Here is a 12,552-nt window from a genome sequence, read left to right on the forward strand (position 1 = left end):
ACGAGACTGTCCGAATCGCGGGCAGGCCCCCAACTCTACGTACTCACCGCGTAGGGTCATCGCGAGTTCGGTCATCCGCAGCGGCGCTTGCTACAGCGGTGGCAGGTGAGCGATCTGCACCATCTCCTGGCCTCGGCTGCGTGAGACCAGAATTCCGCGACCGGGCGGTAGCTTCGTGGGACGGACCTCGCCGATGAGCTTGCCCTCGTCTTGCGGACCGCTGCCGATGAGGGTGTCGACCGATAGGTTCTTCATACCGCCCAGCACATTGTCGAACAGCGCCCGCGACACACCACCCGTGCGCCGCGTGACGACCAGGTGCATGCCGATGTCGCGCGCCTGCGGCAGGTACTCCACCAGTGGCAACAGCGGATTGATGCCGCCGCCGCCCACGACTACCATGTCGTAGTCGTCCACGATGATGTAGATTTCAGGACCAGTCCACCAACTGCGCTCCCGCAGTTGCTGCGGGGTGATGTCCGAACCCGGGATGCGCCGGGACAAGTAGGTGGCGATCTCGCTGACCATCGGGCCGCAGGTTGCCGATGTTGTCGAGTAGCCAGCCAGGTGCCCCTCGTCGACGACGCCGAGCATCGTGCGCCGGTAGTCGATCAGGATGATCCGCGCTTGCTCCGGACTGGACTGCTCGCAGATGCTCATGGCGATGTTGCGCAACAAGGTGGTCTTGCCGCACTCCACATCGAAGAAGGCCATGAAATGCGGTTCAGCGTCGAAATCCAGCACCAGTGGCGCCAATTCAGCTTCCCCGATGCCGATCGCGATCCGGGTCGGTCCCAGTTCGATCCCGCGCTCGCCGGCCGCGGCCAGCACTGTGTCTCGTTCGATCTCTCCCGAGAGCATCCGGACCGCCGGCGCTCGACGCCCTGCGTAGAGGGCTTCCAGTTGTGTGCGAGCCACGGCCACCCCCTCGGCCAGACTCTGGGGGGTGGAATCGGAGTCCAGCCGGGGCAAGGCGATCAACATGTGCAGCTCGCCGGGAGTCAAACCACGGCCAGGCCGATTCACCGGCACCGATCCCGCCGCACGCCGGCCCATTTCAGAATCCGATGGATCACCCAGCCGAAGCTCGATGCGGGTACCGATCTGATCCTTGATCGCCGGCCGAATCTCCGCCCAGCGCGACGCGCCGAGCAGGACATGGATGCCGTAGGAAAGACCTTGCGCCGCAAGAGCATTGATCTCCGTCTCGAGCACTTCGAATTCTTCCCGGATCACAGCCCAGCCGTCGACGACCAGGAACACGTCACCGAATCGGTCCTCGGCCAGCGGGTGATCGGGAGGTAGGCTGCCGTCCGCACCCATGGCGGCGGCTTTGCGGCGGCGGAACTCCACCATCGATTCGATGCCGAGATCCGCGAAACGCTCCTCTCGTTCGCGCATCAGGGTGGTCAGCTCAGCGACGGTACGCCGCACCCGGTCACCGTCCAACCGGCTCGCCACCGATCCGACGTGCGGAATACCGACCAGACCGGCCATGCTGCCACCACCGAAATCCAGACAGTAGAACTGAACCTGCTCCGGAGTATGGGTCGCGGCGGCGGCCATGATGATGGCACGCAGCGTCGTCGACTTACCCGACTGCGGGCCACCGACAACCGCGACATTGCCCTGTGCGCCGGCAAGATTGATGATGAGCGCGTCGCGACGTTGCTCGTAGGGTTTGTCGATGATGCCGATCGGCATCCACAGCTGCCCGTGCCGGTTGACCGGGGAACGCCAGTCCGGATCGGGTAGCAGCATGTCGATGGTCGGCGATTGATCCAATGGAGGCAGCCACACCTCATGGGCCGGACGCCCATGTCCGGTCAATCGCTTGACGACTACCTCGAGCAGGGTATCCGGGAGGCCTTCCTCAACCACGGCTGTTGGCGGCGGCGGTAGCTCGAGCGGGTTGAATGCCGACGCCTTCCCAGCGGGCTCGGCGGCATCCGACAGGTCGACCGGCGACGCAGTGAACACGCGCGGGGGTTCTTCGTCATACTCGTCGAAGTCCACGGCTCCGGCGCTGCCGCGCGGTGCAACGTACGGCCCGGACACGTAGGTCGCGTTGAATCGTAAGGGATCCGAGGCATCGCTCTTGAGATATCCGGAACCCGGGGCCGGGGGTAGATGGTATGCGTCGGTGATGCCGAGCACCGCCCGAGATTCGTTGGCAGAGAAGGTGCGCAGGCCGATGCGATAGGACAGATGCGAGTCGAGACCCCGCAACTTGTTCTCCTCCAGCCGCTGCGAGGCCAGTAGCAGATGCACGTGCAGCGAGCGACCTAGGCGGCCGATCATTACGAACAGTTCCGCGAAATCCGGCTTCTGCGAAAGCAACTCGGAGAACTCGTCGACGATGATGAACAGCGCTGGCAACGGATCCAGCGAAGCGCCGGCATGGCGAGCCCGCTCGTAGTCGTTCACATTAGCGAAGTTGCCGGCCGCGCGCAGCAGTTCCTGACGACGGTTCATCTCACCGGCCAGCGCATCCTTCATGCGGTCGACCAGCGAGAGTTCCTCCTCCAGGTTGGTGATGACCGCCGCAACATGCGGCAGCGGCTCGAGGCCCAGGAATGTGGCGCCGCCTTTGAAGTCCACCAGCACCAGGTTCAGTGCGTCCGGGGAATGCGTGGTAACCAGCGATAGCACCAGGGTGCGCAAAAATTCCGACTTGCCCGAACCCGTAGCACCGATGCACAGCCCGTGTGGACCCATACCGCTCTCGGCGGACTCCTTGATGTCGAGTTCGACCGGCGTGCCGTCGGGCGTGACGCCGATCGGTACCCGCAGGCGCTCGCGCGGAGTGCGTGGGCGCCACACTCTCGCCGGATCGATCTGAGCGGCATCCGAAATCTTCAATAGCGCCATCAAACCGGGGTCGGAGCCAGCGTCGTCACCGAGGTTGACGATCTGTGCCGCCGTCGCGATCCGGTAACGCGCGAGGTAGCGAGCGAACGATTCCGCCTCGGCGGTGCTGATGTCGTCCGCCGCGGCAAACTTCTCCACGCCGACGGCGCTGCGCGCGGACACCTCACCGCTCGCGGCGACCAGCTGCAGACCACGTCGGGCGGCCAGCCCCGCCTGCGGAGCGGTGAGGTCGAGGACGGTGACCGAGTCCAGGCCGGATTCACTGATCAGCCGCTCGGTTCCGCTGACATAGCCGTCGTCGATCACCACAATCAAGTGCATACGGCCCTGTGATGGCTGTGAGTTGCGCATGAACCGGCCGCGCTCGAGCAGTTCGGCCGATAACGCCGTCTCGAGCTCACCGAGCGATTGATAAATCATCCGAGCCGAGCCCATGCCGTCGCGACGCAGAGAATGCTGCAGGTGTGGCAGCCATTTCGCCCACGACCAGGCGTTCGCGTCCGGATCGGCGCACACGATAGCGACAGCGACGTGATCGGGACCGTGGAAAGCGGTGAGCTCCATCAGCATGGCACGGGCCAGCATGCGGGCGTCCTCGGGCGGGCCCTCGATGTCGATCGCGGGAAATGCGCGCAATGACACCGCGGTTGGCAGCTGATGAACAACCGAGTGCGTCCGCACGAAGCGCCGCAGCGCCACGGTCGACACCGGTTCCAGGTCCTCGAGCGGGCCGGTCTCCGGGCGGGCAAGTCTGGTGGCGAGTCGATGGCTGCCGACACCCACTCGCACATGCCCGAAGTCGGGGTCGGCGGGCCGACGTTCCCACATGCGCCGCGTGCCGATCAACGAATACAGGTTGGCGGGTTGCGGATGAATCCACAACAGCGCCTCTAGCTGTTTGGCCCCGGTGCGCCGCACATCGTCTCGGATCTGGTCCAGGTATCGCAGATAGTCCTTGCGCTCCTCATCGAGCTCGGCCGAGGACTTCGGCCCAGCGCCGCGCATGCCAAAGATCATGCCGACCATCGACATCAGCATCATCATCGGGAACATCAGCATGTACGGGTTGGCCAGGAGGTTGCGGCCCATCATCGCCATCATCGCCATGATGCCGACGACCGCAACAACCATCACCACGGGCATTATTTTCATCAGCAGTGGTCCGGGTAGCGGCCGCGGGACTTCTGGCAGGGCGCTGAGCGCCACTTCGCCACCGGGGGCACGAGGCGGGGCGATGCGGGGGCGGCGGACGAATCCTTCGATAGCCATAATCCCTCAGTCCAGCTTCTGATCGGGCTCGTCATGGGGCCGACGGCCGAACGGAACCGCAACGGCCAGACCGATTCCCAGAGCGGCCAGGCAGGTAATCGAGCCGATCACGGCGATCCGGCGCGGCCACGGGTCAGGTCCGGACGGCCACACGGGCGTGGCAATGGCGTGTGGTCGATCCAGCCCGGCATCAACGGGCTGATCGGGGAGCACCGCGGTGAGCGCCGCGACCGGATCGATGAGCCCGTACCCGATCAGGTCGTCGCGACCGGTGCCGGGTGCGTGGGCGGTGCGCTCGATGCGGTCGATCACCTGCGCGGCAGTCAGATTCGGAAACCGGGAGCGTACCAACGCCGCCAGCCCGGAGACATACGGAGCAGCAAAACTGGTGCCCTGGATATCGGTGTTCCCCTGCTGCGTTTGCACGCTGTTCACCAGGCCGGTTCTCCCGGGCTTACTGTCGAGCGAGACGATCTTGCGACCGATTGCCGCGACACCGACCCACGGTCCGTGCAGCGACAGATCAGACGGCTTACCGTCGGGATCCACCGAGGCCACCGAGAGCACATACGGCGTGAACCACGCCGGGGTGGCCACGGTTTGAACTGCGCCCCAGCCGGTTCCAGTGTTCTGATGCTGACACGCGCCGTCCTGTTGCAAATTTCCGGCGGCGGCGACGACCACCACATTGCGATCGTAAGCGTATTTCACCGCCGCTCCGAGCACTGCGTCGGCGGTGTCGGTTCCGGCTGCCGCGCAGGCGACTTCGGAGATGTTTATGACAGTGGCTCCCAGATAGACGGCGTGCACGACGGCGGCGGCGAGCGTAAATACGTTGCCGTATCCGCCGGCGGCGATGCTGCCGGGCGGCTGCGTGCCACCGCTGTTCTTCGCCTCGTACGCCAGGCTCAATTGCCGGATGGTGAGGATCCTCGCGTCCGGAGCCACTCCCGCGAAGCCGTCGTCGGGGCCCTGCCGGGCGGCGATGATGCCGGCGACCAGGGTGCCGTGACCGTCACAGTCGACGGTGCCGTCGGTTCCCGACACGTAGTCTCCGCCGGGCTGCAGATCGGGCAGTCGCGGATGTGGATTCACTCCCGTGTCGATGACCGCGACCTTCTGACCCGCGCCGCGGCTGACCTGCCATGCGTCGGGCAGATCGAGAACGCGCTGCGCGATCGGCGCCTCTCGCGGTGGGGCGCCGGAGAGCGTCGGCTCTGCACACACCGACCGCCGTTCGGTCGGATCCGGCGGTGCCGGATGCGCCGCCGACCCCAGCACCGGCCCAAGCGAGCGGGGATCGACGCCGGGCGGCGCAACCGCGCTCACACCGGTCGGTGCCGCGGACACCAGGATTGCGACAACCGCAACGCTGCAAGCCAACCGGCACAACCGCACACCGGATGCCATGGCGTTCACAGATTCCGGGCCGTCGTATACACGTCCATAACCCACAGCACGAGTGGGACGAGCGAGATGATCAGCAGATACTCGAATAGCTCCCCTGCTCGCCGGGTCACCGGCGTCACCTCCACGCGCGGACCGATCACGCCGAACCCGACCGCGGCCGTGGCGAACACCAGCAGCAGTCCAGCCGCCCAGACCGGCCCGTCCGGATCCACCGGTGCCACACCGACGGCCACTACGATCGCGACGACACAGCCACCCGCGATCAGCGTTGCGGCCTGGGTGAGATCAGCGAACGAACGACCACGCAGACACAGCACCAGCACCAGCACCAGCGCCAATGCCAAACCCGGCCAGTGCCAGTGGCCGTCGAGCGGTTCGGCGGCGCCGAGCGCCCCCGCGACGGCGACGATCGTACAGCCGGTCAGCATCCCGGACTGAAATCGATTCGCGGCCTTCACCCGCTGCCCGAGCCCCGCGGCCGACGGGAGCGCCGTCGCGCCGATGGCACCGATCCCTTCGATCGTCGGCCGGGGCTCGTGATCGGCCGGATCGATCGCGGCGCCCGCAGTTGGCACGGGCGGCACCGGCAATCGTGCCAGCACTGCCGCCAGCCGCGGCATCGCGGAGATCCCCGCGACGGCGACGACCAGCAACCCTGCGGCAATCTTCGGTGTCGCCGGATCCAAGACCAAGCGCGTCGCGGCGGCGGCCGCGCCGAACACGGCCACGGTGGCGGTGGTCGCGAACATTGTGGCACCCGTGCCGGTGAGCCGGTACCCGAGCACGGCAGCGGCGAGGGCCACCACGAAACCGAACAGCAGATGGGGACTGCCGATCGAGTTCGGCACGAACAGCGCGGCCCCGCCGAACAACAGCAGCACCCCGTCCAGCGCCAGCCAGGTTGCAGTCACCCCGTTGGCATACTTGCGAGCCGCGATGCCCGCCGCGACGAATGCCGCCAGGCCGAAGCCGGTGAGCAGGAACGGCGCTGCCAGCCCGTCTCCGTGCAATCGCGACCAGGCCAGCGCGCCCAGCACGGCAATCACCGCGAGCACGGAGGCGGCCAGACCGGTCCGCTGTGCCGCCAACGGTGACCAGCTACGGAATTCGACTGTGGTGAGCCGGGATACGGCATCAATGACATCGTCGAACAACGCTGGCAACTCCTTGGCGGACACCTCACGCAGCACCAGCAACTCACCGTCGTACACCTCGGCCTCGGTGAGAGTGCGACTGGGAGCGATGGGATCCTGTCCAATCCGAGCCAGCGTGTGATGCCGAGCCTGCAGGGGTACGATGCCGTCGTCGGACTCGGTCACAGTGGGATTGCGGGATTCGATCAGCGCCACCAGGTCGGCAATGAAGGCAGCGATCGGCACCGCTGTGGGCAGACCGACATCCACTTGGGTATTGCCGCCAATAACAGACACTCGACACGGTCCGGGTTTGACGGCACGTGAACCGCCGGGTGATGGCTCGATCAATTGCCGTATAACTCCAACTTCTCCAGGAACGACTGCGGTGCAGCTACCAGACCATCCAATCGCGTTGGCGGGGACAGTTCGATAGATTTGACTTCGTTGCATAAAGGTTGCAACGTCAGAGCCACCAACCGGTGGAAGACCTCCGAAGCTCGCGCGGACCGACCGCTGGGACCCGGCCTCAGCCCCATCGACGGAGTCGATCGAACAGGCTCAGAACCAGGACCGCGTCCAGCAAATCCTGAGCGCGGCACGCACCGAGCTGAACCAGCAGATCGGCTGGCAGCGGTGAAGACTCGGGTGGCCAAACTGCAGCCCGGTAAGACGACCATCGCCCGCGTGGTCGTCAAGATCTATTGCGGCATAGAACTATTGAAGACGGACAAGGTCGTCGAAGCCAAGCGGATGGACTTCGTCAGTCAAAACCTCGGTGGTACCGCGATCAAGACCGAACGCCACGGCGCTCAGCTGGGTTGCGGCAGTGTGTTGTAGCTGGCCAACGCGTCCTGCTTGGACAGCGTGGGCCCAGGCATCAAATGACCGATGATCGCCCAGGGTGCCAGGCGCGGGGTCTGCTCCAGTCCAAGCACCGTCGCGGTCGCCAGGTCCGGAACGCCGTAGCGAATTCCGCTATCTGCGACGTAGAACAGGCTCTCCCGTCGAGCGCTGTCCGGGCCCATGCCCGTCACCTGGACGAACTCGCCGGTCGACGGCGAAATATAGGCGGCATCAACGTGGTCGCTCGCGCCACCGCCGGGCATGGTCACCGGCTTGGCCGAATCCGGTAGCGGCAGTTTCTTGCCGGCCAGCAGGGTGACGATCGCGCGGTCGGACGGATTGTTCGATGCGGCCTGCGTGGTTCCGAGGGTCTTCGACCACGACAGGCAGACGATCGGGGCTTCCTCGGCAGAGAGGATTTTCGGGGTGTCGATCGGGAACTGGTCGATCGGCAGCGAGTGTAGCGTCGGCAAGTTGTCCAGCACGTCCGGCGGCACCGTCTTGATCTCACTCATCCCGTGCGAATCGGCAACGCGGATGACCTGGGCAGTGAATGCACTGACCGGCTGCACGCCGTTGCTGAGCACCACGTAGAGATTCGGCCGTTCCGAACGTGCCTCCCCGGCAACGGCGATGACGCCGCCGACCGGGACGTTCGACAGCCGGCCCGGACCCGGCTGTCCGGCATTGGGAATCTGCGGGGGCGTCAACGCGGGTGCCTCTGCAGCGGCATCAAGCAGCCCCGCGGTGGCTGGCCGGGGATGCTGCGCGGCCAGATCGAGCACCCGGGTCATCACTGTGTTGTGCGGGTCGACCTCTGCCCGCTTGCCGTCGTAGATCAGATAGGTGCGATCGCCCCGCTGAGCCAGTAAGGCCTCGGCGTGGGTCGTTGCGCGGATGTGCGCCTCCAGTGTGGGGCGTCCGGCGAGCACGGTCATGGTCGCACTGGTCGCCGCGGCGGCACTGCCGGTGGGCGACAGCGCCACCTCGTCGCACAATGTCCAATCCGAGCGCGCGCCCTGCGCGGATCCCGGCAGCGCGGCGGGTGCGCCGGGTATGCCCAGCAGTGGGCCGCGTGGCACGGAACCGAGTTTGGCGTCCTTGACCGAGGTCGGGGCCGCGTTGCTGCCGGTGATCAGTCGTGCCGAAGCGAGATTGAGCACCGGATGCAGCGTGCTGTTCCCTTGAGCGTCCGGGATCACGACATACAGTGCGCCAGTGTCCTTGCCCATCACGATACGCGCGTCGCCGATAGCGCCCTGCGGACGTAGGAAGGCCAGGATTGCACACCCCGCGACCCCCAGCAGTCCGAGTACGACACCGATGAGTAGCGACCGCAACTGCGACCGCATCGGATCGTGCAGCATCCGCACATCATGCCGCACCAGTGCGTGGTCGAGCCGACGAAGCAGAAAGCGATACCCGTTGACCTGAGCCCGGGTCGTCAGTTGTGACGGCACTGAATCTCCACAATCTCCAACTACGCCTTGATCTCTGGACACAGTATTGTAATTCACAGGCCGGAACCGTGGAGCCGGCCGTAGGCTCGACCGACCGGCAATGTTAGGACTGTTGCGAAGATTACACGCTGCCGCAGCCAATTCGGCATTACCTTGGCTTCGATCGATGTGATCCGCATCGGTGCCCGCACTGCCAGAACGGGTTTCGTGGCGCATTGTTCGACCGCATCATCGGACCGCTGCCGGCCATCGCGCACCGGACGATGTGGCCGGCCGACAGCTGGACCCGCTGGCCAATGCCCTGCCCGAGCTCGTCGGCGCCGATCAGCTAGCCGCAGCCCGCAGATTGACTGTCGTGAACATGTTGGGCGGCGCCGAAAGAATAGCGAATCCGACTGAATGGACAAGCTCGGCACCGATCTCGTAATTGGTCAGATGAAGTCCTTGATACCGCAGCGAATTCGGTGTCTCGGTCAGCTCGTCGAGCGGGATGCGATGCGTGACTTGTCGTACGGCAGCGTTTCTTTCGTTCTCGGTAGCACCGACACCGCAACGTCGGAACGCGGAGGGTCGGTCGTCCATCGGTCCCGGTGAAAAGCGAGCCCGTCACCGGGTCTCGATCTGCACCATACGATGGGCGGACCGGCCGTCCATATCGTGATGCCCGTACGAATGACGCAACCAGTTCCGTCCTACAGGCTAGCGGTCGGTACGCACGGCCGGTCGAATCAGCCGCCGAAGCCCTGACCGACCGCGTGGTCGGTGCTCAGGGCACGGTGCAGCGAGTTCTCCACTGCTCCCGCCATACGCTTCAGCGATGCCAGCGTGTCCTCGTAGCTGGTGTTCCACTGTGAATACACCACTTGGTAGTCCTGGTGGGCCTGGTTTCCCTGCCATGCGTGCCCGAGCGTGTTCCCGGCATCGTGCATATCGTTGCCGAACGTCTCGAGCTGGCCGTGGAAGCCATTGAGGTCGTTGAACAACCGCGTCATCGCAGCTGCCTGGTATTCCTGTGTTCCGGACATGAGAGATTCCTCCGAATCGATGCTTGGTAGAGGTCAGTACTGGCCGCTCACAGCTGGATGTGCTGGAACTCCGCGTGGTTGTCGGTTTCCATCTGTTCGAACTGCTTGGAGCCGTGGCCGACCTGCTCGGTGAGCCGGTCGAGGGACTGGTGCAGCTTCTGCGAGTTCTCCCCCCAGTTCGCCGCAGCGGCCCCGAACGCCTGCCGAGCATCGCCCTGCCAGCCCTGGGCGGCGTGAACTTCGTTATCGATCTTGCTGAGCGTGGACCGCATGTTGTCCACCGCAGCTGCCATGGCCTGCTGCGCCCTCTGCGCGACTGCGGGATCGACGTAAACCATGATTAACCTTTCGTTGAGAGATTTGAGGTGTCCGGAACCGATGCCAGACGGCATCTCCGGAAGGTTGCGAACCTACGGTGCGCAATGGGAACTAATGCGGCAACCACCTCCCCCCGGGCAGCGATTCGATCAGCGCCGCGATCGCCTGGGCGATCCGGTGATCGGTGCCCGGTGTCACGGTGGACCAGATCTGCTGGTCCGGCGCTGCGCCGGGGGCGGCGACGATCCGGCCATGACCGGTGTCGTAGATCACGACCGCTCCCGGAGGTCTGGTGGTGACGCCGTCGAGATGCGCGTAGACCACGATCTCGGCGTATGCACGGCAGGAGGCGAATGCCAGCCCGTACACGGTGGCGTCCCGTTCGGCAACGCCGAGCGCGTACACCGCGTCCGTGTAGTCCGTTGAGGTCTCGGCCCGGTCGAGCCGTTCGGCGAGATCGGCGGACACAACGCTGAACGCGGTGACCTCGGCAGGCGGGCAGGGGCCCAATGCGTCAAGCATCGGACGCAGCACTGCCGCACCCGAGTCGCCCGACCACACCGGCCGGATGTCGAAGGTGTCACCAGCGCGTACGGCCAGCGCATGCTGTTCTCCCCGGCGCGCCAGGCAGATCCGAGTCGAGCCCGGCTCACCGGTGAAGACACGAGCGACCAGTTCACGCTCCGGCTGTGCCAGGGTGTGCAGGGCCGCGGCCAACTCGGGGTCGACTTCACCGTCGGCATCGACGACACCCACACCGACCAGCGATAACATCGCCCGGCGCTGCGCGACGGCCCAATCATCGAACGAATCCTGTCGCGGCCCGACCGAAAGCACGAGCGGCAGGGTCTGCACCCCGAGCCGGTCGGCGAGCACGAGGAGGTCATCGGTGGTCAATGTCGTCACGCGGCACCCCCGGTCGCGGTCGCCTGCCCGGTCGACGGCGGCTCAGTGGCTCCCAAAACGGCAGGGGCGGCGACGATGCCGAGGTCAGCGCCGAGCGCCTCGGTGCCGGTGTAACCGGCGCGGGTTTCATATTCCTGCTCCTGAGCTCCACCCGCGACCGCTGACATCGGCCCCGCCGCCATAGGCAGCTGCGCGCCGGTCGATTGCGGAACGGCTTGCGGCACCACGGTTTCCACCGACTGGGTGGCGTCCGCCTCGACGAATACCGGTGCCTGATAGGCGGTTTGCACGCGCGGCGCCCCGACCAGACCTGGCATGGCCGGCAGCGCCATCACCGGCATCCGCGCGGACGCCGCCGCTGCCGCTTCAGTCTGTCCAGCGGCATCGGCCTGCTCGGCCTGCAGCGCGGCCGACGAGGTCAGTACCGGGGGCTGGTCCTGCTGCCAGGGCAGGGCGAGCGGTTCGGTGGCGCCCTCGTAGGTTCGCATCACCCGCGCGGCCGCCGCCATCGCCAGGTCTGCGTTTTCGTCGGTGCTGGCGGCGATCGACCGCAACGGCGCCCCGAGCGCGGCGCCCACTTGTTCGAGCGTCTGCTGCACCGCCTGTAGGGCGGCCAGGTCACCGGCATTCGGCATGACCAATCGCGCCACTTCGTAGGCGGCAGCCTGAGCCTCGGCGCGCGCTGCGTTCGCGGTCGCGGAATTGGTGGCATCGACGAGCCAGTCGCGCAACCGCGAGACGCTGTCCAGCACCGGGCCGCTCGTCTGCGATTGCCACGCGCGCCGCAGCGATTCGACGATCCACTCGTATTCGAGCACCGCCGCACCGAAACTCGTGGCCAGCCGGCCCCACGCGGCACCGGCTTCGGCCATCGGCACCGCGCCCGGGCCGGTGACGAGCTCACGCGCGAGCCGATCCGGCTCGCGCGCCTCCCAGACCACCCCGGTGAATCCGGGTTGCGGTTGTTCGATCATGGATTTACCGCCGCTCCGTTGATGTCGGCCACGCTCTCGGCTTCGCTGCGGCCAAACCGATCCGCCTGTGCCCGCAGCGTCGCGGCGAGCTTGTGCAGCTCGAGAACTCCCGCCGACGCACTATCGGAGTAGGACGCCGCGACGTCGTTCATCGTGCCCGCCGCCCGCGCCGACACCTCGTCGACGCCCGCGGGCGCAACCCGCAACGCGACGTCGTTCGTGCGCAGGTCGCCCTCCAGCCGATCGGCTAGACCGTCCAGGCGCACGGCGGCGTTGCGCGCCGCGACCGGATCGAATTGCACCCCGCCGAAATCCCCGCCAGCGCGGGTCATGGTTACCT

The 12,552-nt window shown here is 66.1% G+C and carries 10 protein-coding genes; 1 reads left to right on the plus strand and 9 read right to left on the minus strand.

The window, feature by feature from the left end; all coding sequences use genetic code 11:
- Nucleotides 1-90: 90 nt before the first annotated feature.
- From eccCa to eccD, 3 genes are read right to left on the minus strand one after another with little or no spacing between them, the layout of a single operon-like run.
- A complete protein-coding gene (eccCa, locus tag ABH933_RS43070) occupies nucleotides 91-4,140 on the minus strand; it encodes a type VII secretion protein EccCa (protein ID WP_429428403.1) in 4,050 nt (1,349 codons plus the stop codon).
- 6 nt (nucleotides 4,141-4,146) lie between these two features.
- Entirely contained in the window at nucleotides 4,147-5,550 is a 1,404-nt protein-coding gene (gene mycP, locus ABH933_RS43075) for a type VII secretion-associated serine protease mycosin (RefSeq protein WP_429428401.1), read from the minus strand.
- A 5-nt stretch (nucleotides 5,551-5,555) separates the two neighbouring features.
- Nucleotides 5,556-6,980: a type VII secretion integral membrane protein EccD gene (eccD, locus tag ABH933_RS43080; RefSeq protein WP_429428398.1), complete on the minus strand. Its 1,425-nt coding sequence runs from the start codon at nucleotides 6,978-6,980 to the stop codon at nucleotides 5,556-5,558.
- Between the two features lie 339 nt (nucleotides 6,981-7,319).
- Between eccD and ABH933_RS43085 the strand changes: the two genes are divergently transcribed.
- On the plus strand, nucleotides 7,320-7,523 hold the full coding sequence (locus tag ABH933_RS43085) for a hypothetical protein (protein WP_429428396.1): 204 nt from the start codon (nucleotides 7,320-7,322) through the stop codon (nucleotides 7,521-7,523).
- Here ABH933_RS43085 and eccB read toward each other — a convergent pair.
- The 6 genes from eccB to ABH933_RS43115 all read right to left on the minus strand — a co-directional run bounded on the left by eccB (nucleotide 7,496) and on the right by ABH933_RS43115 (nucleotide 12,544).
- Nucleotides 7,496-8,989, minus strand: coding sequence for a type VII secretion protein EccB (gene eccB / locus ABH933_RS43090; protein WP_429428393.1), 1,494 nt, complete (start codon nucleotides 8,987-8,989; stop codon nucleotides 7,496-7,498). The genes ABH933_RS43085 and eccB overlap by 28 nt on opposite strands.
- Nucleotides 8,990-9,717: 728 nt before the next feature.
- The gene (locus ABH933_RS43095) at nucleotides 9,718-10,014 is read right to left on the minus strand and encodes a WXG100 family type VII secretion target (RefSeq protein ID WP_429428390.1); all 297 of its coding nucleotides are present in this window, start codon (nucleotides 10,012-10,014) and stop codon (nucleotides 9,718-9,720) included.
- A gap of 47 nt (nucleotides 10,015-10,061) precedes the next feature.
- On the minus strand, nucleotides 10,062-10,352 hold the full coding sequence (locus tag ABH933_RS43100; protein ID WP_429428388.1) for a WXG100 family type VII secretion target: 291 nt from the start codon (nucleotides 10,350-10,352) through the stop codon (nucleotides 10,062-10,064).
- Nucleotides 10,353-10,443: 91 nt separating this feature from the next.
- Nucleotides 10,444-11,238 carry an ESX secretion-associated protein EspG gene (locus tag ABH933_RS43105; RefSeq protein ID WP_429428386.1) on the minus strand — a complete coding sequence of 265 codons (795 nt, stop codon included), beginning with the start codon at nucleotides 11,236-11,238 and terminating at the stop codon, nucleotides 10,444-10,446.
- Nucleotides 11,235-12,179: a PPE domain-containing protein gene (locus ABH933_RS43110; protein ID WP_429428384.1), complete on the minus strand. Its 945-nt coding sequence runs from the start codon at nucleotides 12,177-12,179 to the stop codon at nucleotides 11,235-11,237. Before ABH933_RS43110 ends, ABH933_RS43105 begins: the two co-directional genes overlap by 4 nt.
- Nucleotides 12,180-12,208: 29 nt before the next feature.
- Nucleotides 12,209-12,544 carry a PE family protein gene (locus tag ABH933_RS43115; RefSeq protein ID WP_429428382.1) on the minus strand — a complete coding sequence of 112 codons (336 nt, stop codon included), beginning with the start codon at nucleotides 12,542-12,544 and terminating at the stop codon, nucleotides 12,209-12,211.
- Nucleotides 12,545-12,552: the final 8 nt, after the last annotated feature.

The organism is Nocardia sp. GP40, assembly GCF_050434125.1.
Taxonomy (GTDB): Bacteria; Actinomycetota; Actinomycetes; order Mycobacteriales; family Mycobacteriaceae; genus Nocardia; species Nocardia albiluteola.